The sequence below is a fragment of the Psychrobacter sp. JCM 18903 genome (genome assembly GCF_000586475.1).
Lineage (GTDB): Bacteria > Pseudomonadota > Gammaproteobacteria > Pseudomonadales > Moraxellaceae > Psychrobacter.
In genome coordinates this window covers 37,082-60,946 of sequence record NZ_BAWJ01000018.1, presented here as the reverse complement: position 1 = coordinate 60,946, position 23,865 = coordinate 37,082, and the positions used below count along the sequence as shown (strand labels likewise).

Here is a 23,865-nt window from a genome sequence, read left to right as displayed (position 1 = left end):
ATGAAGTCACTATCATGGGCTGGCTACGCGCCTGTACAGTTAGCTTTTTAGACCTTGCCGAAGGCAACATCTATCAATCCAGTGCCAATCCTGCACTACATCCGGAAGTTCAGCGACGGCTTATGTGGGATGGTCAAAACAACCCATATAACATCTTGCCTGTCACAGCAGAGCGCCAAGCAGCTTTTGCAAACCAAAATCAAGCCGTTAAGCGGAAATGGTATTCAGGAATTGCGATCAATGCGATATGGTTTATTGGGTCGATATTGTATGTGATGCTGGTGATTGCTTAGATAAAAACTTATCAGCCAACCTCTATTAAGCAGTATGAGAACCGCTAAAAATGAACAACTACATCATCAGACCGCAAGAGATTTACTTATTAGAACGCTACAGCTCACCCGCTTATTTTAAAGAGATGCGCGATGCCTTTGCAACTATGTTAGAAGCTGCTGAGCAGGCGCTTGAGCTGTTTGTCAATGATTTACCGTTTGATTACCGTACACGTCCTATCAATAGACAGCCTGATATCGTCTGGGGCGAACGGGTATTGCCAAACCTGCGTGATACTCTAGACAGCTTAAATGTTGGTTATCAAGAGCTGTTAAAAGGGGATCTAGCGGCAATAAGATATGGCGGTAATGTTGAGAGTGATTTTCAGGCTATCAGTATGGATTATGATATCGATTGGATGCCTGAGCAGCAACAACTTGATTATGAAAAATGGCGGAGAGAGGCAAGCACGCGCGCTTTTAACTTAGAAATAACCAGTTATTTTGGCTGGAAAATTGGTAGTTTAATTGAACGATATACTGCCGAATCAAGAGGACCCCTTAACCCACCCGAATCGTGGCCTATTTATCGTCTCAATCCTCAATATAGCGTTGAGTTAGATGAAGTTGTCCCTGTTGCAGGTATTTATGTACCTAGTAGAGCAGATGCCAGTGCTCAAGTGTTATTGGATGGCATGTTAGCAAATGAAGCTTACGTCGGTTATGATCCTGAAACCATGCAAGCTGTCGGCATGGCACCTGTCACTTGGATGCTCGTTGAGCGCATCGCTGATAGTGGTGGTGGTAGTAGTGTAGTACTGGAATCTTCACGTTGTGAGGCAAATCAGCTTGTCCGCAGACAGGATATTGGTGGTCACCTGCCAGTCAGGAGTTGCAACATTTTCAAGCAGAAGACATCATGCCAGACATGACTAAAGGAAGGTGGGAAACCATTTGGTATTTTAACGCAACCAACCCGATGACTATTCAACCTACCACGAGTTATATAAAAAGGAAAAGAGCCAGGCGACTCAAAGTTTACCAACGACACAATGGAAATGCGTATTTAAATAGCTCTGTTAAACATGCCTTTTTCACTATGATCATCGTAGATATATCGATTCTGCTGTTTGTTGAACAAACTCGCGGTCCTTTAATCTATGAGCAATTATTAAAGGCTATCTTTATGCAGGCACTGTGTTTATTTATGCTCACGGATTCCAAATTAATGCTTGCGCTGGCTAGTGTCACCAATAGGCCGTTAAGTACTATGAAAGTGGCTGCTTTTTTTATCATGTTAGGATCGTTCTATCTATTTTTTATTACGACACAAGGTTTGCCTTTTCAGAATGGGATAATAGGATGTGGCTAACTATTGATTATATACAATTGATATAGCTTATTACCCTAAACGTGAGAAGGACGTTTAACAGTAAAGCTAGCAGTTCATTACTAGTAAATTGTCTAAATAGTGGAAAAAAATTAGTTTAATAAGAGAAAATGCACAATAAGAAAAAGGCTTCCAATTGCTTGGAAGCTTTTAATATAATGGTACCCGGAGCCGGACTTGAACCGGCACGCTATTACTAGCGAGGGATTTTAAATCCCTTGTGTCTACCAATTTCACCACCCGGGCAAAACTTGTATAATCTAAAAGTAAGCTTTCTACTTGTTAGATAGTGGTCGCTATTATAAGCATTTATATTAATAAAGCAAGCTAAAATTAATATAATATGAATAAAATTTTAACCTAAATAATTGGAGGCTGAGGTCGGAATCGAACCGGCGTTAACGGAGTTGCAGTCCGCTGCATGACCACTCTGCCACCCAGCCAATCAAGGACGCCTATATTAGCAAATATAATTTAAATTACAAGTTATTTTTTAGCTAAATGCGAATTATCTACTCGATTCTCCTTATTTGACCATAAATTAATGGCTATTCAAAGTATTAACAGGTCAAATTAAGCCATTATCAAGCTTAAAAATCAGGGATGGTTCGTCAAAAAACATCATAATTATCGAATATAATGTGCGAAATAATATCTTCATTATATCGTTGTGTGTTTGATAAAATGAGATAGGAGATAGATAGTGTTTTAAAAAAGCTTCGATTGAGCTAAAAAGGAGACCGTTTATGATCGAAAAATCAGGGTTATATGTCTGTCATTAAAGCGTTGCAAATGAGAGTTTATGAATAAGCGCGCTTCATGAGAGAGTCGAGCATAAAACTTTATAGGTCTGAATAATTCGAATAGTAAGTGACTCTGTTATCACGCAAAAAACCTGCTAATCCTAAGCCATAACGCTCAGCGACACGCACTGCGGTACTGGTAGGTGCAGACATACCGACTAGCCAAGGGATGCGTCCACGAATCGATTTTTGTACCAGCTCAATCGATAGGCGTGAGGTCATAAGTACGCAGCTAATCTCTACTTTATGGCGCAGTCGCCAACCGATCAGCTTATCAAGCGCATTATGGCGTCCTACATCTTCGAATAGGTATAGCTGCTGATTATACATCGTCGCAGCGGCGTGTACGGCACCAGTCAATTGGTGCGTATGCTGCATCGCATCGACTTGCTGGCGTATTGCTAATAGACAGTCAAGACTTGGTGTATCTGCCTTTTGTCTGTTTTGACGATAGATACTCAAGTCGGGCAGTGCTTGTGTTAGCCCTGTGATGCCGCACATGCCACAACCTGTACGCCCTGCTAGCTGACGTTTTTGCGCTTGGATACGCTGATGGCAACGCTGGTTTAGTACTAGCTCCACCACATAAATGTCATAATCTTGCAGTGACGATAAGCTTTGTTCAAATGCTGCAGATTCAAAACTTTCATTCGTAGAATCCTTTATAAACGAGTCCTGCATAAATGAATCTTGCGTGAACTTTTGATAATCTGCAATATCATTCAGTTGGGTAACTTCCCAATCAAGCAGCTCATGGCTATGTTGAATTAAGCCTTCGCTAAACAAAAATCCGACGGCTAAATACTCTAGCTGATGAGGGCTTGCCATCAATACCGCATAGTGAATACCGTTGATAACGATAGCAACCGCCGCTTCCACTGCTAAGCTCGCTGATTGGCAGTCGATACTGATTTTCTGCATATTGGTCTGTGCAATATTAGTCTTAGCAACACGGGTCTCAATAATGTTGTTATGATTATATTTATCTGTCGGATAATGATGCTTTTGCGCCCAATGATTACGTGCAAGCGGCGTTGCAGATGACTTTAGAGTTTCTGATGTTTTATTTGTTAGGGTATTTACCAAAAAATTATCGCTATATTTTGCGTCAGTTTCAGTATCACTTTGGGCAATCATAATACCTCGTTATATCGTATGGTCATTACCAAAATTATCATCTCCTTTAAATATATGCATCATTCAATGATTCGCCCGTTGCTGACTATGCATGATCGGTCGTAACAGCATTTGCCTCAACGCGTTGCAAAACAACGGTCGTCGATTTATACGCTGGTATGTGAGAGTCTGGTGCATGCGTGTCTAAATCAAATAAATCATTACATTCAGGATAATAAGTTGCGACAGCGTTAGCGGCGATATCCATCTCAGTCAATACTAACGGCCCTAGCGTGCGTGGCTGAGCGGTACCGTCTGTGTTATTTGAACCATTTGAGCTGGCATGGCGAGATACCATTACTCGGTCACCTGCTTGCCAACCCAAACGAGTCATTTCATCTGGGTGCATAAACAACACATCACGGCGAGTGGTTTGGCGATAGCGATCTTCAAATCCGAAAATCATGGTATTAAATTGGTCATGGCTACGGACACTGGTCAATTGCCAAATTTTTTGTTCATTGTTTGGCGCACTATTAGTATTATCATTGGGTTTTTTGTCATGGTGAAAGGCTAAAGAGGTCTCTGCCATTTGTGCTGCGACGTAGGTGATAGGGTATTGTGGTACTTCAAATTGCGCTTTGCCACTGTCAGTATTCCACACACGATGCCGCGCAGAATGGTACAAATGAAAGCCACGCTCGGTTTCGCGAATACGCTGATTAAAGTCTTCAAAACCGTCAATCGCTTGGGCGATATAATCACGAACGATGTCAAAGTCTTCACTCATTGCTTGCCAAGGAATGGACGAATCAGCACCAAGCACATGAGTGGCGATATCTGCCACAATTTGTGCTTCAGACTTCAACGTATCGCTGACAGGTTTCAGGTTGCCTCGAGTGGGTACAATCTGACACATGGAATCTTCGATAGTGGCAAATTGCTCACCTTTGGCAGTAATAATACGTTCGGTACGACCTAAGCAAGGCAGAATAAGATTATTCGCGCCGGATACAGCATAGTTTCATTAAGTTTAGTACCGACAAAAATATTGAGCTGAGTGGTGGTTAAAGCTTGTTGAATCGCACTAGTATCAGGTGCTGCCACGGCATAATTACCGCCCATACTCATAAATACTTTTAGCTTACCGGTAATCAATGCTTTCGCACCAGAGACCACATCAAAGCCATTTTCTTGCGGCATCGGACGTTCAAACACACGCTCAAGGCTGTCTAGTAGCTTTTGTGCAGGGCGCTCATGGATGCCCATGGTACGGTCGCCCTGTACGTTAGAGTGACCACGAACGGGAGACGCGCCTGCGCCATCAATACCAATCATCCCCATCAATAATAATAGGTTGGTAATCATCGCTACATTATCATCGCCTTGGACGTGCTGAGTGATGCCCATACCCCACGTGCAAATGGTCGCAGGACTCGCCGCTACCAGTTTTGCTATATTAATGATTTCCTCTTTACTGATACCAGACCCACGTTCCACATCCGGCCATGATTGTTGGCGGAGCCATGCGTCGAGTGCCTCATATCCTGACGTATGCTCATCGATAAAGCTTTGATCGATTTTATTGTTTTTAGTCAGCCACTTAGCGATACCGGTCAAGAGTGCTGCATCGCCGCCGATCTGAATTTGAATGACCTCATCGACCATCTCATCACTTTGACCAGCTGCCATATGCGTGGGCTTTTGCGGATTTCTAAATTTACGTAAGCCTTGTTCGCGCATAGGTTGATTGAGAGGATTCGACAGCCTTGCTCGTGAGCATGAGCAAGCATTTCAAGCATGCGTGGATGATTGGTCGCAGGATTTTGTCCAAACATCAATATCAGTTTGGCTTGCTCAAAGTCTTCCAATTTCACGGTCGCTTTGCCAATACCCAACTGTCTACCGAGCATTACCGACGTTGGTTCGTGACACATATTGGAGCAATCTGGTAAATTATTGGTGCCAAAACAGCGCACAAACAGCTGATACATAAAGGCGGGCTCGTTGGTCACACGGCCTGAGGTATAAAATAGCGCCTCATCTGGCGAATCAAGCTGTCCTAACTGCTCAGCGATACATTGATAAGCAGCTTCCCAAGAGATTGGTAAGTAGCGGTCTTGCGCGGCATCATAATATACAGGCTCTGATAAACGACCACTATGCTCAAGCTCATAGCCCGACCAGCCTTGTAATTCAGTGACGCTATGTCGCGCAAAAAACTGCGCATCGGCTTTTTTTGTCATGGTCTCACTAGCAATGACTTTGATACCATTTTCACAGACGTCGATGGCTTTATGTGATTTGTGGTCAGGCCAAGCGCAGCCCGGACAGTCGAATCCGCCTTTAGGTTGGTTGCTTTTTAGCACACTTACGCTACCCCGTAAAAAAGTCTGATAATCCATCAGCTTACGAGTAGAGGAAATCAGCGCAGGCCAACCGGCAGCAGGGTGGGAGTAGACAGGAATTTTGCGCATGACAGACCTCATAGTAAATGGCGGTAGCGAACTTTGATATACAGCAACTATATAGTGACGAGCGAGAAGTTTGTAGAAGCATTAACTTTGACATACTCCCACCACTCGCCAAGCTCAAGTGGGGGATTCTAAAAGCAGATGCTCTTAGGCGACTTTCTCACGAAGGTCGCTTGTTTTCTGTTTCAACGGGCGACCCTTACTGCATCCTCCCTCCGCAGACAAAACGGCATGTCCTGCCGCTAATATATTACGAGCCGCATTAAAATCAGCGTTCGCAACATACCTACATTTGACGCACTCAAATTTAGACTGAGTTTGTCTATTCTCTTTAGCAATATGCTGACATTGAGAACAGGTTTGACTGGTGTAGTGTGGGTTTACCTTGATCAGTAACCCACCGCGCCATTGCTGTTTGTACTCAAGCATATTAACCATCATGCCCCAGCCTTGATCTAGGATTGATTTGTTTAATCCCGACTTGGCTTTAACATGACGACCTTTGTTCTCCACCGACCCGCTGGCTGATTTCGACATATTAGCGACCTTTAAATCCTCACAAGCAATCATGGCGTGGTTTTTGCTGATGCGGGTGGTGACTTTATGCAAGTAGTCATGGCGAATATTAGCAATGTGGCTGTGTAGCTTTTGAATCTTGCGGTTTTGCTTTTTCCAGTTTTCACTGAATTTTACTTTCTTTGCTAACCTCGTTGCAATTTGGCAAGTTTGAGTTGATTGGTTTTAAAACTGTTTTTCGGTTTGATGTACTGACCGTTTGAAGTGGTGAGTAGTTTGCTGATACCCATGTCCAAGCCAATGGCGCTTGTGGCAGGGTGACGAGGGTTCTCATCCAGTTCTCGCTCCGTACCAAAAGACACGTACCAGTGCCCTGATTTCTTGCTGATGGTGACATTTTTAATTGTACCAATGATGTCTTGCGACTTCCTAAACTTCACCAGGCCAATGCCATTAGGCAGTTTTACTCGATTACCTTCAACACGGCAATATTTATCAAACTGAACCAAGCGAATTGAGTCGCAGCCATCGGATTTGCGCTTAAATCTTGGCATCAACGAGCGTAGCTGGATTTCTGTGCCGTCAGCCAGTTTAAAGAACTTGGGTTTGCGAGGTTTCTTTTTATTGTCTTTTAATCTGGCATGTACTTTAGGATCAAAGAACCGCGACCAAGCCGATGCCAGATCGCGTACTTTTTGTTGTAAAGACACAGCGTTTGAGCTGCTTTTTAGGAAGTTAAAATCAGGATTACTTTTTAAATCTATAATTTTATTAACCAGATTGGTGGCATTAATAAACTCATCTTTAGCAAACATCTCAAATGAGATTGCCAGCATTTGATTCCAAACAAAACGTGCAGAGCCGACAAGATTATTTAAAATAACCTCTTGCTCCGTATTAGGCTCAAGCCTAAATTTATACGCTTTGTTGATTTTCATAAATGCTCGTGGTGAGTTATAAGTATTACAATAATTAATTATTATACTGGATTCAGGCGCATATTATGTAATTTAAACATTGAAAATGATGCGAAATTCACCGCCACCCTAATGTCGGATGGCGTCCTCTTTCGCGGGTTTGATAGATAACAAAAAAACCTTTAAGAAAAATGCATTTTCTTAAAGGTTTATCGTGTCAATGCTCACTCACAAGCGAGCATAGAATGATGTCTGCTAAGTGAAGTCCTCTTAAGTAAAGTCTTTATAAATACCGTCTTCTTAAGATATCAGTAACGCGCGTCTTTAGGTTTTTTACCATTTGGCCAATCATTGACCTTACCAGCAAAGTCAGGGCGCGGCTGATGAGTAAAGAAGTGCGCCACATCGACGGCATCTTGATCGCTCAGCACATTTCCGTGACCCCATAAGCCTTTGGTCTGAATACCCATGGGCATGTTGTATTTTACAAAGCTGCCGCCTTGTAAGTACGTGCCATACCAGCACCGATATTAAAGGATTCATCGCCCCACAGTGGCGGGAACACGATATCGCCGCGACTGTCTTTGATGCCTTCGCCATTATCACCATGACAAGTTGCACATTGAGCTTTATAAATTTGTTCGCCGCGGACAGGGTCTGGGGTTAATGATTCATCCACTTTACCCGTATTTTGGATATCGACTTTTTGCTCTTTTGGGGTGTTTTGCGATAGCCACTTCATATAAGCCAACATTGCCAGCATTTCAGGGGATTCAGGTTTCAACGGTTTGCCATTCATTGAGCGCTGGAAGCAGCCATTAATACGTTTGGTTAAATCAACTTCCTTACCAGATCGTGGCATCACGCGCGGATAGAAGTTATAACTATTGATGTACGGATCACCCAGTGGAATTTTACCTTGTGAAATATGGCAGCTGTTACAGTTCATTTGCGCGCCCACATGCTCTGGCAGTAAGCGCTTAGTTTCGTTTAATAAGCGTTTACCATAAAATATCTCATCAGCATTTGGTTCATCCAAGATAGCCGTATCTTGCGGCAGCACATAAGTGTCGATATCTTCGTTGGCATCATCAGTGGTGACTAAGCCGTACTCAGGTGCATTCTGCTCGATAGGCTCGGGCTGCGAGCAACCACTACTGATAGCGGCGATACTAAGCGCTGAAGCAGTAAGGATAGCGGTGGTTAAGTTGCCTATGGTCATTTTTTGAGAGATAACGCGAGCAATAGTAGGCAAGTTGAGTGGAGATTTTTTCATTATTTTGCTCCTTTTGTTTGCGCGTCAATACTTAAGTCTGGAGCAATATCCGTACTGGTTTTTGGTTTTTTGGCGAGGAAAGCCCGCATTTTTACCACGTCATTGACATCGATTTCAGGCGCTTGGTTGGTCCAGCTATTGCGGACATAATTGACCACTTCTGCCACATCTGCATCGCTAAGATTGCTGAATTCAGGCATAGTAAATGCCATACGGTCATGTGGAGTTTCAGGCATACGACCACCGCTCAAGGTAATCTGTAAGACCGAATCGGCATTGTTAGAATAAACCGCACTATTGCCATCAAGCGCTGGGAAAATACGCGCGACTCCTTTACCATCGACACGGTGACAAATTTGGCAATATTCGGCGTACAAAATCGAACCGCGCGAATCATAGTCACCATCTAGTAATTTTTGCGTAGTGATGTCTTTTTTCGCAGGCAGTGTGGCTTCTTTGTTTGGTGCTGGCGTTAATGTTTTTAGATAAGATGACATGGCGTTGATGTCGTAGTCGGTCATATACTGGGTGCTATGCTCAACCACTTCGGCCATGGCACCAAAGGCAGCAGTGGTATCAGTACGACCAGTTTTGAAGAAGTCATTTAATTCTGCAACCGTCCAAGTGCCAAGTCCGCGATGCTCACCGCGGATACTTTTGGCGCGCAACCATCGATGATGGCACCGCTCAAATACTTGTTAGAATCTGCATTACTTAGAGCGATTTCTTGAAAGCCAATACCGCGCCCAGTATGACAAGAGCCGCAGTGCCCAGGACCTTCGACTAAGTATTGACCACGAGTCAATAGTGCGTCGTCTGTCTCAGGGACAAAGTCACGCTTGCGATCAAATAAGACCTGCCAGTATGCCAAAGGCCAGCGCCAGTTTGCTATCGGAGGTAGCTCGCTTTTTAGATTGGCTTGCTTGACGGCTTTGATATCGGACATAAAGAAAGCGTACATCGCGGCTAAGTCTTCGTCAGGCATGAGCTGGTAAGAAGGATACGGCATAGCAGGTATAAGGCTTTATTATCACTGCGTACCCCATGCTTAACGGCGTTTTTAAAGTCGTCGAAACTATAGTTGCCGATGCCAGTTTCTTGATCGGGTGTGATATTGGTCGAATAAATTGCCCCAAGTGGCGTTAGCATAGGCAGACCGCCTGCATAAGTCTCGCCATCGAGCGTGGTATGACACGCGACACAGTCAGCAGTGCGCGCGATATATTCGCCCTGCTTGATGAGAGCAGGATCAGTGATATTGACCTCGATATCGCTACTGCTGGTGCGCATATTTGGCAGTAATTGCCCAATAATAAAGGCAACCACCAGCCCGATGATGGCTGCTATTATTATAATCAGTGGCCATTTTTTCATAAGCCCGCCCTCCATAAGATATTTTTACCAAGCTTATAATTCATCACCCATATTTCATGAGGTGTATTAACCATTCTTATTGAAATCAAAATTGAAATCGAATATTTGTGATTTAAGCTCAGCGAATTAAAAGTTACACGACTGTCATATAGTATAGGGTAGCGGGTAATATTGTGATATTGTGGAAAACCACATTATAATTAAGGTTTTTACTTATAATGTGCGTTTGCTAGGTCAAATACAAGGCTAGATGTATGCATGAAAAGTCTAAAATTTGGACTATCTTAAAGGCTTGTTTTATTACCGTTGTGGCATCGGCTGCTTGGTTGCCGCTATCTAAGGCAACCGCCCAGACTTACTATTTAGGTGTGTTGGCACCGCAAGGCGAAACAGCCGCACAAAATCGCTGGCAGCCCTGGCTTGACGAGCTTAATGATCAGTTATCAGATGACACCGTGATATTGGTACCTTTGGCGCTGGAGAATTGGCAACAGCAAATAGAAGCACAGCAGTTTGCGCTAGTGCTTGGCCCGCAAGTACAGTTTATAAAAATGAATACCATCAGGTGGCGCTGGCTGGCTACCTTACAAACAGAGACGGCTCAATTAAATAGCAATGCGCAAAACGCTCGTGATAAAAGTCCTCGTGATAAAATTTTTAGCAATCAAGGATTTGATGCTGAGGGTGTTAATGGGCAACAATCGCAAAATCAGCTATCGACGACAGTCACCCTCGCCAATGAATTTAATAAGCTAAATGAATATACGCCATTAAAACAGCCGAGTGCGATGGAAGAGGTCGCCAGTGCTTTATGGGTCGCTGCCGACAGTGATATTTATCGTTTGCAGGATTTAGAGCAACGGCATATTGCTGCCGTCGACACTGACGCATTTGGCGGTTATTTATTGGGCGCGCATTTATTACAGCAAAATGGCATCACGCCAACTCACTATCAAACACAGTTTGTCGGTTATCCGATAGAGCGCACTTTGCATGCCTTGGCTAGCGGCAAGGTAGACGCTGCCATTACGCCGCTTTGTCTGATGGAGGAGATGGCAAGGCGCGGTCAAATCAATGACAAGCAATACCGTCTCATTCATCCAGTCGCCACTGTATCCAGCTGCCACTCTTCAACGAAAATATATCCAAATTGGACACTGGCAGCGACCGAGCAAGCGCCAGATGCTTTGGTGCGCCAGATCAATCAACATCTATTTGGCAAGAGTCAATTAGAGCAGCGCTGGTTGCCAGCAGAATCAAGTAGCGATGCTGAGCGCATCCTTTATGAGATGAATCGTCATCCCGCCCAAAAGCCGCTGAGCGCGCATATGATCGACTGGATAAAGGCGCATCGATTATGGATGGCTGTGATTATTTTGGTTATCCTGATATCGACAGTAAATTATGCTTGGATGAGCTGGCTGGCATGGCGGCGGCAAAAAAAGATAGTGCGGCAAAATAGACTAATCCGTGATTATGATCAGCAGTTACACCAATCAGAGCGCTTTGCGGTCATCGGTGAGATGAGCGGTGCTATCGCTCATGAAATCAATCAGCCGCTAGCAACCATTCAAAATTATGCGCAAGGATTATTGATACGCAGTCAACACGCAAGGTTGTCTAAAAATGCTATCGACATAGCGCCACTTGATAATGCGGCAACAGAGAATGCTCTACAGCAGATTGTCAATGAAACAGAACGCGTCGCTGCTGTAGTGACTAATATTCGCCGCTGGGCTGGACGGTCGCAAGCGAATGAAACTCGTGTCGATATCGCAGCTATCTATCAACAGTGCATCTTATTATTGGGTGAGCAAGCAGTAGATGTCAATTTTTGGCTGGCAAGTGATTATCAGCATTTAACTTTGCCAAATTTGCTATTAGATCAGTTACTGATAAATAGCATGACCAATGCTACGCAGCAAGGGGCGACCAATATCATGCTACGCTGTCAGGCAGAGGAACACGATGGCAAGCAATGTTGGTACTGCATCTAAGCGATGATGCTGGCGGCTTTGATCAAGCTCAGTTGCAGGGGCAGTATTTACCAGAGAACCTACCCAGTCAGTATGCTACTCAATCAACGAAAGCAGGCGGTCTAGGATTAGGACTGATGATATGTCAGCGCTTATGCAAGTCGCTGGGCGGTATGATGCAGCTAAACAATATTGACACCGAGCATGAAATTGAGCAAGTTTACCAAGTAATGAGCAGCGAGCAGCACCGCTTTAAACGTAGCTTAAATGGTAAAATTCAGCTGCTACAAACCAATACTAACTATCAGCTGTCAAACATGGTGGGCGCACAAATATCTTTTTATCTGCCATTATCTTTAGCGAATAATGACGAAAAACTCTAATGAATATCAATAATATATTTAGCCATAAGGTCACATATGACGTCTAATCAACTCTCAAATGAGTCTACGTGCTGTCAAGATAAAAGCAGTCATCTGTCTGATGATTCATCAGGCATTACGCCAGAATCGCTTATCATTCATATCATTGATGATGAAGAAAGTGTGCGCATGTCCTGTGGTTTTTTAATTAGCAGCTTAGGGCTATCGACCCAAGTGTGGGCAAGTGCACTGACGTTTTTGCAACAAGTTAATATCTATCGTCCAGCAGTGATTGTGAGTGATTTGATGATGCCAGAGATGAGTGGTCAAGCGTTACAAGTGCATCTTAGTCAACAGGATAGCTCTATGGCATTGATAGCACTAACGGGAAATGGCGAGATTGCTGATGCTGTCAATATGCTGAAACAAGGTGCGGCTGATTATCTGGAAAAACCGATTAATAGCCGCCGTCTACAAGAAGCGCTTGCATGTGCGCAAGACCTCACTCTAAAACGCGCCACGCTTTATGATATTAAAAAGCTATATGCGCAGCTGACCGATAAAGAAAAGCAGGTTGCCAATGAATTGTTAGAAGGCAATTTGAATAAAAATATCGCTGATCATTTAGACGTTTCCGTCCGTACGGTAGAGGTGCATCGTTCACAAGTGATGAAAAAAATGCAGTCACAACATGTCAGTGAGTTGATTCAAAAGTTAGTATTGCTTGATGCTTAAAAATTAAGACAGTCGTACCAATTAAAGCAGTCATAAAAAAACGCCTGATATTAAACAGACGTTCTATTTTTTCAAGATTTGAAGAATTTTGCTAAGTTATTTAACTCAATATCAAGCTATCATCTTCGACTTTTTCGCCGCGAGTTTGCTCAAACATATCAAGTAAGTCATGTACAGTCATGCCTTGACGTTTATCGCCAGCCACATCTAATACCACTTGTCCTTGATGTAACATCACTGTTCTGGTGCCATGCGCCAATGCCTGCTGCATCGAGTGGGTAACCATCATCGTTGTAAGCTGATTGTCCGTCACAATTTTATCGGTCAATTCTAAAACGAAAGCAGCAGTCTTAGGGTCGAGGGCAGCAGTGTGCTCATCAAGCAATAAAATTTTGGAGGGCTGTAATGACGCATCAGTAGACTGACTGCTTGACGTTGACCACCGGATAACAGACCCATACGGTCGGTCAGACGATTTTCTAGCCCCAATTTTAATACTGATAATTTTTCGCGAAATAAATCACGGTTATTTTGGTTAAGTGCAAAGCTTAAACCACGTTTGCCGCCGCGCTTATAAGCCAGCGCCATATTTTCTTCAATGGTTAATGCTTCACAAGTCCCCGCCATCGGGTCTTGGAAGACACGAGCCACCCAGTGGGCGCGTTGGTGCGCGGTCTTTTTGGTGACATCGATGCCATTTAATAAGATTGAGCCGCTATCGACGCGCGTGGTACCACTGACCGCATTTAAAAAGGTTGATTTACCCGCGCCATTGGTACCGATGACGGTGACAAATTCACCATCAGCGATATTAAGATTGATACCGCGTAGGGCAGGGTTTTCAATGGGCGTTCCAGGATTAAAGGTCAACCGCAAATCTGTAGCTTGCATCATAATAATTATTCCTTATGGTTGCACATTGACATTAAGCCCGAACTTTACGACTTAAAAATTTATTTTTAGCTTTTGGCAAGACCAAGGCAAATACGACGAGTAGCGCTGTAATCAAGTTTAAATCTTGCGGGCCAAAGCCGATACTACGTAGCGTATCGCTCGATAGCGCCACCTGAATAAATAGCTTATATAGCACCGCACCGACGACCACGGCAAAGGTAATTAGCCAAATACGCTTGGCAGGAATGATGGTTTCACCAATGATGACCGCTGCTAAACCGATGACAATGGTACCAATACCAATCGAGATATCTGCGCCACCTTGAGTCTGCACAAACAATGCACCTGCTAGAGCAATCAAACCGTTAGAAATCGCCATACCAATGATGGTCATCCATGAGGTGTTAATGCCTTGCGCCTGTGCCATGCGGAGGTTGGAACCCGTCGCCCGCATCGAAAGACCCGTTTCGGTACTATAGAACCAGTTTAAAAATAACATGGCAGCTATCACCACGACACCAATAATCAGACAGCGCATCCAATAACCGTTGCCATCCGTGACCAAGGTGCTAAAGACCGTGGTTTCACCCAATAGTGGCAAGTTCGGCGCACCCATAATCCGTAAATTGATAGAATATAGTGCGACCATCACCAAGATACTGGCAAGTAGTTGCAGGATGCCAAGTTTGACGTGTAGCCATGCCGTAACAATACCAGCGACAGAACCTGCCAACATACCAAAAGCACAGGCAAGCCATGGGTTGACACCAGCGATGATAGAAATACCGGCGACAGCGCCACCTAGTGGAAAACTACCGTCAGCGGTCAAGTCGGGAAAGTCGAGGGTGCGAAATGAGATCAGCACACCAAGTGCTACTAGGCCATAAATCAGACCGCTTTCAAGTGCACCAAAAAAAGCAATTAAAGACATAAGAGATCAGTAAGTCATAACCAAGCGTTTAGCAACTAACGTTCTAATATCGATTCATAGAATGAGTGCGCGATATAGATCAGCGCTGTCTCATCTATACGTTAATTTTAGCTAAACGACTAAGCGGTGAATTTAACAGATTAAACAATCTGCGGTTAGGGTAAACCAAAACATATCACGATCAACAGCTATCATAAGCTACCTAGGTTCAAAGCTTTGATTAAAAAAAGGGCAAATTTAGAAACGACGCAAATACTTTATATTTAATCAATGTGGTTTAAATAAGAAGCCCAGCCTACTGATTCATAGCTGGGTTTCTGATGTTAAATATTTAGCCTCATCGCATAACGGTAGATGACGGCTGACACCAAATCCATCAAACTCGGTATCTACCTTATGATAGCTGTAATGAGCTAGCTATAAAAGTGCGTTATTCTACCACTTCTTTTGCTTTATCGATAACCGCTTGTGACAAAGTAATACCTTCTTCTTTGGCATGCTTTGGACTAACGTATAGATCCAACATTTGCGGGGTGTAGACAGGTATAGCGCCTGCTTTTTCACCATTTAAAATACGTACCACGATTTTGCCTGTTTCGCGACCAAGCTCGTAGTAATTCACGCCCAATGCAGCAACGGCACCACGCTCAACTGAGCTAGTGTCAGACGCAATCAGTGGAATTTTGCTCTCTTTAGCGACTTGATATAGTGATTCGTAAGCCGATACGACGTTATTATCGGTTGAGGTGTAGATCATATCGACCTTACCTTCGAGGCTACGTGCTGCCATCGCAATATCAGTACTACGCTGGGCAGGCGCTTCGAGTACATTAATACCTAGTGGTGTCAGTTTTTCTTTTAAGTTTTTCAAGATAATCGTTGAGTTGACTTCGCCTGGGCTATAAACGTAGCCGACATTTTTCAGACTAGGAATGATTTGACGCATCAGCTCAATTTGTGGCTCATAAGGAAGCGCATCAGAGCCACCAGTGACATTGGTGCCAGAGCCATCTAGTTTTGTCACTAGTTTGGCGGCAACTGGGTCAGTGACTGCTGAGAATACTAAAGGGATACTGCTAGTAGCAGCAGCTACTGACTGCGCTGATGGAGTACCAATCGCAACGATAACGTCTGAATTGTCTGCGACGAATTGCTTAGCAATCTGTCCAGCAGTGGCAGTGTTACCCTGTGCGCTTTGGAAATTAACCGTTAAGTTTTCACCATCCTTAAAGCCTGCTTCATTAAGCTCGTCGATAACGCCCTTACGGACGTCATCAAGCGCTGGATGTTCGACGATAGCCGTAATAGCGACGGTCTTCATCGCTGTGGCTGCATCGCCAGTAGCAGCTGCATCAGTGGTACTGGTATCTTGTGCTGATTGATTACAGCCAGTCAAGATGGCAGTACAAACGCCACCTAATAATAGTGCTTTACTAAAGTTAAAATGACCAAAACGATTTTGATACAACATGGGTCTCACTCCTGAAAATAATAATGTGTCCGTACATTATTTAATTTATAGATAAAAGGTATAGATGGATAAAGGGTAAAGCGAGCCATCGATATAGAAGCTAAATGTTATTTGTCAGTGCTACTTGTCAAAACTATTTATCCGTATTATTTATCCGAACTCTGCGCTTGTTTGTCGACATTAATGGCATTTTTTAGCAGCTCATCAGTCAGACTGACGCCTTGCTCAGCCGCATGTTTCGGGCTTGCATATAAGGTTAAAGTATTCATCACTTCAGGCTTAATGCTGCTAACTGCTTCGCCATTTAACACACGATACACCATTTTACCTGTGGTACGACCGAAATCATAATCATTGACACCCAGCGCCGCAGTCGCACCACGTCGCACACTAAACTCGTCCGAGGCAATGACAGGAATATCAAGCTCATTGGCAGCACCTGCCATCGCTTCAAAGGCGGATACCACATTATTATCTAGTGAGGTATAAATCACATCAACACGACCAGCAAGGCTACGAGTCGCCATCGCCACATCCGTTGGGCGATTGGCGGTGACGTCTAATATCTTAAGCCCACGCGCAGGCGCAGCTTTTTTAAGTTGATTGAGTACCACCACCGAATTGACTTCACCTGGACTATAAACATAGCCAATGGTTTTTGCATTGGGCGCAATTTTTTGAATATTGTCTAGTTGCGGCTCAATAGGTAGCTCACTAGACAGTCCTGTCACATTAGATTGGATAGGCGTATTGTTCTCATTAATGAGCTTTGCCGCTACGGGGTCTGAAATAGCCGTATAAATAACCGGAACCGTCTTAGTTGACGCAACGATAGACTGAGCTGATGGCGTCGAGATTGCCACGATGGCATCTGGGTTGTCTCCTGCAAACTGCTTAGCAATCTGACCTGCTGTCGCTGTATTGCCTTGAGCACTTTGAAAATTAATGGTTAGATTTTGGCCTTCAACATAGCATTATCCGCCAACTCATCAATAATGCCGCGGCGCATCGCATCTAATGAAGGATGTTCGACGATTTGAGTGATGGCTAATGTCTTGGCAGGCTTATCAGAATCTGCGGCGGCACTGGTATCTGTCGTTGCAGCAGTGTCGGTCGTGTTTGAGCAGCCAATTAATCCAAGCGCGGCGCTCATAGCAGTACCGAATAGGCTGAAGCGTAAAGTAGTAGCAAAGGTCATTTTATTGGGGCTCATAGGTTAGAGAGTGCAGGTTACCCGAGTCAATGTTATGTGCATGCTGAGATAACGGGCTAACATCAAAGTAATCAATCCATTGATCATTACGTCCATATTATGACAGTAATGTAACTTATGGCAATAAGAAATTAAAACACGTTTGTCATTACCTCTATAAAGAACGTGCTGAATCAATATTCATCGATATTATCTTCTATATAAGCACTGATTTTGGCGATTGACCAGCGATAGTTTTGGGACAATAAAAAAGATGCCCAGCTGGACATCTTTTTTGTTTGTTGAGTAAGCCTAACTATTAAGCAAGGACATCGCCAATCACGCAGTTGTCAGGCAAGGTAACCACCGTCAGCTGGGTTTTGGGATTGCCAGTAGATAGCACCATACCTTCTGAGACACCAAACTTCATTTTGCGCGGGGCAAGATTGGTCACGCAAATGACCTTTTTATCAAGCAACTGCTCCGGCTCATAAAACTTACGGATGCCGCTAAACACATTGCGCGGTTTGTCTTCGCCAACGTCCAAGGTAAATTGTAAAAGCTTATCTGCGCCTTCGACATGATTGCAGGCTAAAACGTGAGCGACTTTCATCTCAACTTTGGCAAAGTCTTCGATACCGATATAGTCAGTTTGCTCAGTATTTGTCTCAGCATCTATATCAGTACCAGCTTCTTTTACTGGCTTGTTATCTTTTTTAGCAACGGCTTTGCTAGCCACTGGAGCAGCCGTTTGAGCCAAAGATTCTTTTGAGGCCTCAACCATCGCGGTAACATCTTTTTCTTCGATACGCTGCATCAAAGGCTTGAACTTATTGATTTTATGGCCCAGTAGCCACTCATTACGGCTGGCAAAGCTTAAGTCGTCAATGTTCAAAAACTCTTTGGCATTGGCGGTTAGCTCAGGCAATACTGGCGCAAGATAAACCATTAATTGACGGAAGATATTAATCGCGACCGAGCAAACATCTTGAACTTCTTGCTCTGCGCCTTCAACCTTAGCAAGCGCCCATGGTTTTTTCTCATCGATATATTCATTGGCTTTATCAGCACATTGCATAATCAAACGCATGGCACGTGAAAACTCACGGTTCTCGTAAGCGGCAGCAATCTCATCGCCCGTTTTGGTGATATCTTCTAATAAACTTGGTTCAGCGCAGATCTCTGTGAGCATGCCGTCGTACTTTTTGACCAAGAATCCAGCGCTGCGACTGGCGATATTGACCACTTTACCAACTAGATCAGAGTTGACCTTTTGCATAAAGTCTTCTAAATCAAGGTTGATATCTTCGACTTTATCAGACAGTTTACTAGCAAAATAATAACGCAAGTATTCAGGATGTAAGTGATCAGCATACGTTTCGGCTTTAATAAAAGTACCGCGTGACTTACTCATTTTTTCGCCATTGACCATCAAGAAGCCATGAGCAAAAACACCCGTTGGTGTACGGAACTCACTACCGGCAAGCATGGCAGGCCAAAATAGCGCATGGAAATAAACGATGTCTTTACCGATGAAGTGATACACCTCGGTTTTATGCTCGTTTTCTTGCATCCAATAACGGTCGAAATCAAGCGCCTCGTCTGTACCTGCGCGTTTATCGCACAGATTTTTGAAGCTCGCCATGTAACCGACTGGCGCATCGAGCCAAACATAAAAATATTTGTCTGGCTCATCGCTTGGGGTATCTGGAATCTGAAAACCAAAGTAGGGCGCATCACGGGAAATGTCCCACGTTGCCAGACCTGCTTCAAACCATTCTTGTAGTTTATTGGCGACCGATGTTTGCAAGCGATTGTCACTACGCGTCCAATCTTTCAAGAATTGCTCAAATTCAGGCAAATTAAAGAAGTAATGCTTGGACGTTTTTAGAATAGGCGTGGCATCTGATAGCGTTGAATGCGGGTCTTTAAGATCCGTTGCATCATAGGTGGTACCGCAAACTTCACAGTTATCGCCGTATTGGTCTGGCGCTGCGCATTCAGGGCAAGTACCCTTGACAAAACGATCGGCTAAAAACAACTGTTTTTCAGGGTCAAATAGTTGTTCGACATCTTTTGTACTAATATGCCCAGCATCATTCAAGCGACGATAAATCAGCTCAGAGAAATGCTTGTTTTCTTCTGAGTGGGTGGAGTGATAATTGTCAAAGTTAATCAAAAATTTAGCAAAATCTGCTTCATGCGACGCTTTCACCGAGCAATTTGCTCCTCTGGCGTGACGCCATTGGCTTTTGCTTTGAGCATGATTGCCGTACCGTGTGCATCGTCTGCGCAGACATAAGTGACCTGATGGCCTTGCGCTTTCATGGCACGCGCCCAAATGTCGGTCTGAATATATTCTACAAGATGCCCCAAATGGATATAGCCATTGGCGTAGGGCAGCGCACTGGTTACTAGAATCTCACGCACTTTTATCACCTATATTTTTATATAAACGGGTTGGTTATCAAACGTCTTAAGCGGTTTTGAGCTATTAGACGCGATACTATTAATATCAAACTATCAATGCTAAAACATATTAAGCAAATAAAAATTTAAAAAAAGTGTGCCTATGATACCGTAATTCGGCCAAATTTGTGACATTACCTGAGTAATTAATATAGTCGCTAATAAAGCGATTAACTCTATATGGTATATAGAGTGTCAATCAATTCTGAGAGATAAATAGTCGGTTGTATTTATAGGTAGTAATGAGAAAGTGCCCATAAAAAACCCACCAAGCAATCGCTCAGTGGGCTCTTTGGTATCAAGCAATAATCGTTAAATTTAATTATCTTTAAGGTTTAATAAATGCATCATTCTAGGACATTAGAACGAGCCAAACATTGTCCCTAAAATGATAACGGCGACCACAGCAATAAGTGGAATCACCATCGTTACCATGGCGACGTTTAGATAAGACTGCTTATGGGTCAAACCACAAATCGCAAGTAAGGTGATGACCGCACCACTATGCGGTAACGTATCCAAACCACCTGCTGCCATCACAGCAACACGGTGCATGAGCTCTGGGTCAATACCCGCTGCGACCGCCATTCTTAAATAGTCTTCACCCAACGTCGATAAGGCAATACTCAAACCTCCAGACGATGAGCCAGTAATACCAGCAAGCGTAGTCATCGCCACTGCTTCTGAGATTAAAGGGTTGTCAGGCGTTAGATTTAAGATACTATCACGAATGATAAGGAAGCCTGCTAACGAGGCGATAACCGCGCCGTAACCAACTTCTGAGGCGGTATTAAAAATCGGCAACATCGAATCATAAGTACCACGGTTGATGGTTTTTTGCAGATTATTCCAATGACCGATACGTAGCAAAATTAACACCGCACAAGCCACGACTAACGAGATGATAATTGACCATAAACAGTGAGCCTGCGATATTTAGATCAGGAAACTGAGCTTGTAAGCCGCTAAAATCCACTGATGGAAAGACAGCGTAAGTTAATAAAGCATTTAAGCCAATGACCAACACCAGTGGAATCATAGCAATAGTAAATGAGGTGTGATGCGTATTTAATCCCTCAGTTTCTTTTTTGGTTGCGCCAACGCCGCCCACATCCTCTTCGTCATGCTGACCATAGCCTTCGCCTGCTGCATTGGCTTTTCTGGCGCGTGATTGTAGCCATAACCAACCACAAATAAACATGATGGTACCGCCGATAATACCCAAGATAGGCGCGGCAAAAACGTTGGTATTATAATAAGGAATCGGAATGGCGTTTTGAATGGCAGGCGTACCTGGCAATGCCGTCATCGTAAAGGTGAATGAGCCTAAGGCAATCGCTGCTGGAATCAAGCGCTTAGGAATATCAGCGGCTTTAAACAAGTCTTTGGCGATTGGGTAAATAGCAAATGCCACGACAAATAAAGAGACGCCACCATAGGTTAAAATGGCACAAACTAAGATAACGGCTAAGATGGCTTTGCTGGCACCAAGCTTTTCGACCACGGTTTTGGCAATCGCGGTCGCCGCACCAGAGTCTGCCATCAAACGCCCAAATAATGCACCCAGCAAGAATATAGGAAAAAACTTAAGTAAAAATCCACTCAATGCGCCCATAAACACATCGGTATAGGCCGGAATCGTGCTTAAAAAATCACCTGATAATAGTACGGCTAATGTCGCCATAATCGGTGCTAATATGAGCACGGAATAACCGCGATAAGCAAAAAACATCAATAATAATAAAGTAATGACAATAGCAAAGGTACTAAACATGATCGCCCTCCTTGGCAAAGTTCAATCAGCGAGTATGCAGAGCATAGTGATATTGGTCAATAAAATTACTTAAAATAGCCAATATTTGATATTTTATTAAACATAAATCCTGTCTTAATGAGATATTGACCCATCATATATACCGCTACAGCGCTGGCTTGTATATTCCTATGGTTATTCTCTTCTCGCTACGAGAATAATATGGTAAGTTAGCACAAGATTTTTAATTATGATATATCGATAGAAATTGTATTAATATAAATATGGAAATATTGAGTGATGTCAGTCACTAATAATCATTGATGATAGAAGTTAATAACAAAAAATAGACTTGCAAGGAGATAAGCATGAGTCAATCAAAAGTATATAGCAGTGCCGAAGAAGCGCTAAAAGGTATTGTCAGCGATGGACAAACGCTCGCTATCGGGGGTTTTGGTCTGTGCGGTATTCCTGAAGCGCTCATCGAAGCGTTACGTGATAGCGGGGTTAAGGATTTGACCTGTATCAGTAATAACGCAGGCGTCGATGATTTTGGCTTAGGATTGCTATTGCAAACGCGCCAGATTAAAAAAATGATTTCATCCTATGTCGGTGAAAATAAAGAATTTGAGCGTCAATACTTGGCAGGCGAGTTAGAAGTTGAGCTGACGCCGCAAGGGACTTTAGCGGAAAAACTACGTTCGGGCGGTGCTGGTATTCCTGCTTTCTACACCGCCACTGGTGTTGGCACACTAGTCGCTGAAGGTAAAGAAACCCGTGATTTTGATGGTCGTACTTATATACTTGAGCACTCATTACGCGCTGATGTGTCATTAATCAAAGCACAAAAAGCGGACAAAGCGGGCAATTTAATTTTTAACAAGACGGCGCGTAACTTCAATCCAGATTGCGCCATGGCAGGAAAAATTACCATTGCTGAAGTCGAAGAAATCGTAGAGACAGGCACCTTTGATCCTGATTATGTGCATCTGCCGGGTATCTTTGTGCAGCGTATCGTCTTGAATAGTAATCCTGAAAAGCGTATTGAAAAGACCACGACCAAAGCAGTCGAAGGCACTTAGTTAAAGGCTTTATAGGGTTTTTTCAAAGTGTTAAATTAATAATAGAATATTGTAATACTATTCCTAGAAATTTGAGTGGCAAGGAAAACGAGTGAAAGTGCTACATTTAGTAGACTAAGCGAATTTGACACCGCTCATCATATTTTTTGGGGTCGTTATAAAAATAAGGAAGTTATCATGGCATGGACAAGAGAGCAGATGGCACAGCGTGCCGCACAAGAGCTACAAGACGGCTATTATGTCAACTTAGGCATTGGACTACCAACCCTAGTCGCCAATTATATCCCTAAAGATGTCGATGTTTGGCTACAGTCTGAAAATGGTCTATTAGGTATCGGCGAGTTTCCAACGGCAGAAAATGTCGATGCAGATTTGATTAATGCGGGTAAACAAACCGTCACTGCCGAAGCGGGTGCCAGTTATTTTAGTAGCTCAGAGTCGTTTGCGATGATTCGCGGTGGTCATGTTAATCTTGCGATATTGGGTGCGATGGAAGTGTCAGAAAAAGGTGATTTGGCCAACTGGATGATTCCCAAAAAAATGGTTAAAGGCATGGGCGGTGCGATGGATTTAGTCGCTGGCGTGCAGCGCGTGATTGTCTTGATGGAACAAGTCAATAAACACGGCGAGCCAAAAATCCTTGCCAATTGCGAGCTACCATTGACGGGCAAAGGGGTGGTTGATCGGATTATTACCGAACTTGCTGTACTAGACGTCACTGACAACGGTCTAAAGCTAGTTGAGCTGGCAGAAGGTGTTAGCTTTGATGAGCTACAAGAAAAAACGCCAGTGAGCATTGCTCAATAAGCTTGTTAGATATATTTGGCACAAACCTCTAAAAAACCTATTTATAATGGACTAT

At 43.6% G+C, this 23,865-nt stretch carries 16 protein-coding genes, 2 tRNA genes and 6 pseudogenes; 8 read left to right on the top strand and 16 right to left on the bottom strand.

Annotation, left to right across the window (positions count from 1 at the left end; genetic code table 11):
• From TT12_RS12175 to TT12_RS15685, 3 genes are all read left to right on the top strand, one after another.
• Window positions 1-293, top strand: a 293-nt coding sequence (locus TT12_RS12175; RefSeq protein ID WP_207804071.1) for a hypothetical protein, incomplete at its 5' end; no start/stop codon positions are given.
• A gap of 50 nt (window positions 294-343) precedes the next feature.
• Entirely contained in the window at window positions 344-1,204 is an 861-nt protein-coding gene (locus TT12_RS12170) for a hypothetical protein (RefSeq protein ID WP_207804070.1), read from the top strand.
• On the top strand, window positions 1,192-1,644 hold the full coding sequence (locus TT12_RS15685; protein ID WP_207804069.1) for a hypothetical protein: 453 nt from the start codon (window positions 1,192-1,194) through the stop codon (window positions 1,642-1,644). Before TT12_RS12170 ends, TT12_RS15685 begins: the two co-directional genes overlap by 13 nt.
• A 177-nt stretch (window positions 1,645-1,821) precedes the next feature.
• On the opposite strand, the gene TT12_RS12165 is transcribed toward TT12_RS15685, so the two are convergent.
• The 10 genes and pseudogenes from TT12_RS12165 to TT12_RS17660 form a co-directional block, all read right to left on the bottom strand.
• A tRNA-Leu gene (locus tag TT12_RS12165) sits at window positions 1,822-1,908 on the bottom strand.
• 123 nt (window positions 1,909-2,031) lie between these two features.
• A tRNA-Cys gene (locus tag TT12_RS12160) sits at window positions 2,032-2,105 on the bottom strand.
• A 399-nt stretch (window positions 2,106-2,504) separates the two neighbouring features.
• Window positions 2,505-3,602, bottom strand: a complete 1,098-nt coding sequence (locus tag TT12_RS12155) for a formate dehydrogenase accessory sulfurtransferase FdhD (RefSeq protein WP_201605264.1) — start codon at window positions 3,600-3,602, stop codon at window positions 2,505-2,507.
• Between the two features lie 85 nt (window positions 3,603-3,687).
• Window positions 3,688-6,058, bottom strand: a pseudogene (locus TT12_RS19455) (FdhF/YdeP family oxidoreductase).
• 144 nt (window positions 6,059-6,202) lie between these two features.
• Window positions 6,203-7,509, bottom strand: a pseudogene (locus TT12_RS12145) (RNA-guided endonuclease InsQ/TnpB family protein).
• Between the two features lie 287 nt (window positions 7,510-7,796).
• A complete protein-coding gene (locus TT12_RS17675) occupies window positions 7,797-7,958 on the bottom strand; it encodes a hypothetical protein (protein WP_243443668.1) in 162 nt (53 codons plus the stop codon).
• 14 nt (window positions 7,959-7,972) lie between these two features.
• The gene (locus tag TT12_RS12140) at window positions 7,973-8,764 is read right to left on the bottom strand and encodes a c-type cytochrome (RefSeq protein WP_243443667.1); all 792 of its coding nucleotides are present in this window, start codon (window positions 8,762-8,764) and stop codon (window positions 7,973-7,975) included.
• Window positions 8,764-9,432: a c-type cytochrome gene (locus TT12_RS17670; RefSeq protein WP_243443666.1), complete on the bottom strand. Its 669-nt coding sequence runs from the start codon at window positions 9,430-9,432 to the stop codon at window positions 8,764-8,766. Before TT12_RS17670 ends, TT12_RS12140 begins: the two co-directional genes overlap by 1 nt.
• On the bottom strand, window positions 9,369-9,749 hold the full coding sequence (locus TT12_RS17665; RefSeq protein ID WP_243443665.1) for a cytochrome c: 381 nt from the start codon (window positions 9,747-9,749) through the stop codon (window positions 9,369-9,371). The genes TT12_RS17670 and TT12_RS17665 overlap by 64 nt, the downstream gene beginning before the upstream one ends.
• Window positions 9,731-10,138, bottom strand: a complete 408-nt coding sequence (locus tag TT12_RS17660) for a hypothetical protein (protein WP_243443664.1) — start codon at window positions 10,136-10,138, stop codon at window positions 9,731-9,733. The genes TT12_RS17665 and TT12_RS17660 overlap by 19 nt, the downstream gene beginning before the upstream one ends.
• 254 nt (window positions 10,139-10,392) lie before the next feature.
• Here TT12_RS17660 and TT12_RS12130 point away from each other — a divergent pair, with 254 nt between their 5' ends.
• Genes TT12_RS12130 through TT12_RS12120 form a run of 3 tightly spaced genes read left to right on the top strand, consistent with a single transcriptional unit; the run spans window position 10,393 to window position 13,211 of the window.
• On the top strand, window positions 10,393-12,135 hold the full coding sequence (locus TT12_RS12130; RefSeq protein ID WP_045455218.1) for a PhnD/SsuA/transferrin family substrate-binding protein: 1,743 nt from the start codon (window positions 10,393-10,395) through the stop codon (window positions 12,133-12,135).
• Window positions 12,117-12,497 (top strand): ATP-binding protein, encoded by a 381-nt coding sequence (locus TT12_RS12125; protein WP_045455215.1) that lies wholly within the window; start codon window positions 12,117-12,119, stop codon window positions 12,495-12,497. Before TT12_RS12130 ends, TT12_RS12125 begins: the two co-directional genes overlap by 19 nt.
• 36 nt (window positions 12,498-12,533) lie before the next feature.
• Entirely contained in the window at window positions 12,534-13,211 is a 678-nt protein-coding gene (locus tag TT12_RS12120) for a response regulator transcription factor (RefSeq protein WP_201605258.1), read from the top strand.
• 100 nt (window positions 13,212-13,311) lie between these two features.
• Here the strand turns inward: TT12_RS12120 and TT12_RS12115 are convergent.
• The 6 genes and pseudogenes from TT12_RS12115 to TT12_RS12090 all read right to left on the bottom strand — a co-directional run bounded on the left by TT12_RS12115 (window position 13,312) and on the right by TT12_RS12090 (window position 21,942).
• A pseudogene (locus tag TT12_RS12115) lies at window positions 13,312-14,105 on the bottom strand (ABC transporter ATP-binding protein).
• 31 nt (window positions 14,106-14,136) lie between these two features.
• Window positions 14,137-15,036, bottom strand: coding sequence for an ABC transporter permease (locus TT12_RS12110; protein WP_045446789.1), 900 nt, complete (start codon window positions 15,034-15,036; stop codon window positions 14,137-14,139).
• A 430-nt stretch (window positions 15,037-15,466) separates the two neighbouring features.
• Window positions 15,467-16,507 carry an ABC transporter substrate-binding protein gene (locus tag TT12_RS12105; protein WP_045455214.1) on the bottom strand — a complete coding sequence of 347 codons (1,041 nt, stop codon included), beginning with the start codon at window positions 16,505-16,507 and terminating at the stop codon, window positions 15,467-15,469.
• A 146-nt stretch (window positions 16,508-16,653) separates the two neighbouring features.
• Window positions 16,654-17,705, bottom strand: a pseudogene (locus TT12_RS12100) (ABC transporter substrate-binding protein).
• 313 nt (window positions 17,706-18,018) lie between these two features.
• A pseudogene (metG, locus tag TT12_RS12095) lies at window positions 18,019-20,129 on the bottom strand (methionine--tRNA ligase).
• A gap of 399 nt (window positions 20,130-20,528) precedes the next feature.
• Window positions 20,529-21,942 (bottom strand): annotated as a pseudogene (locus TT12_RS12090) (GntP family permease).
• A gap of 347 nt (window positions 21,943-22,289) precedes the next feature.
• On the opposite strand from TT12_RS12090, the gene TT12_RS12085 reads away from it, so the two are divergent.
• On the top strand, window positions 22,290-23,003 hold the full coding sequence (locus TT12_RS12085; RefSeq protein WP_045455211.1) for a CoA transferase subunit A: 714 nt from the start codon (window positions 22,290-22,292) through the stop codon (window positions 23,001-23,003).
• Window positions 23,004-23,180: 177 nt separating this feature from the next.
• Complete coding sequence (locus TT12_RS12080; RefSeq protein ID WP_045455208.1) at window positions 23,181-23,810, top strand: CoA transferase subunit B; 630 nt, start codon at window positions 23,181-23,183, stop codon at window positions 23,808-23,810.
• Window positions 23,811-23,865: the final 55 nt, after the last annotated feature.

What these genes read in the sequence shown, in the direction of transcription:
- TT12_RS12170 (WP_207804070.1), top strand. Translation starts at nt 344, where the DNA reads ATGAACAACTACATCATCAGACCGCAAGAGATTTACTTATTAGAACGC.
- TT12_RS15685 (WP_207804069.1), top strand. Translation starts at nt 1,192, where the DNA reads ATGCCAGACATGACTAAAGGAAGGTGGGAAACCATTTGGTATTTTAAC.
- TT12_RS12155 (WP_201605264.1), bottom strand. Translation starts at nt 3,602, where the DNA reads ATGATTGCCCAAAGTGATACTGAAACTGACGCAAAATATAGCGATAAT.
- TT12_RS17675 (WP_243443668.1), bottom strand. Translation starts at nt 7,958, where the DNA reads ATGGGTATTCAGACCAAAGGCTTATGGGGTCACGGAAATGTGCTGAGC.
- TT12_RS12140 (WP_243443667.1), bottom strand. Translation starts at nt 8,764, where the DNA reads ATGAAAAAATCTCCACTCAACTTGCCTACTATTGCTCGCGTTATCTCT.
- TT12_RS17665 (WP_243443665.1), bottom strand. Translation starts at nt 9,749, where the DNA reads ATGCCTGACGAAGACTTAGCCGCGATGTACGCTTTCTTTATGTCCGAT.
- TT12_RS17660 (WP_243443664.1), bottom strand. Translation starts at nt 10,138, where the DNA reads ATGAAAAAATGGCCACTGATTATAATAATAGCAGCCATCATCGGGCTG.
- TT12_RS12130 (WP_045455218.1), top strand. Translation starts at nt 10,393, where the DNA reads ATGCATGAAAAGTCTAAAATTTGGACTATCTTAAAGGCTTGTTTTATT.
- TT12_RS12125 (WP_045455215.1), top strand. Translation starts at nt 12,117, where the DNA reads ATGTTGGTACTGCATCTAAGCGATGATGCTGGCGGCTTTGATCAAGCT.
- TT12_RS12120 (WP_201605258.1), top strand. Translation starts at nt 12,534, where the DNA reads ATGACGTCTAATCAACTCTCAAATGAGTCTACGTGCTGTCAAGATAAA.
- TT12_RS12110 (WP_045446789.1), bottom strand. Translation starts at nt 15,036, where the DNA reads ATGTCTTTAATTGCTTTTTTTGGTGCACTTGAAAGCGGTCTGATTTAT.
- TT12_RS12105 (WP_045455214.1), bottom strand. Translation starts at nt 16,507, where the DNA reads ATGTTGTATCAAAATCGTTTTGGTCATTTTAACTTTAGTAAAGCACTA.
- TT12_RS12085 (WP_045455211.1), top strand. Translation starts at nt 22,290, where the DNA reads ATGAGTCAATCAAAAGTATATAGCAGTGCCGAAGAAGCGCTAAAAGGT.
- TT12_RS12080 (WP_045455208.1), top strand. Translation starts at nt 23,181, where the DNA reads ATGGCATGGACAAGAGAGCAGATGGCACAGCGTGCCGCACAAGAGCTA.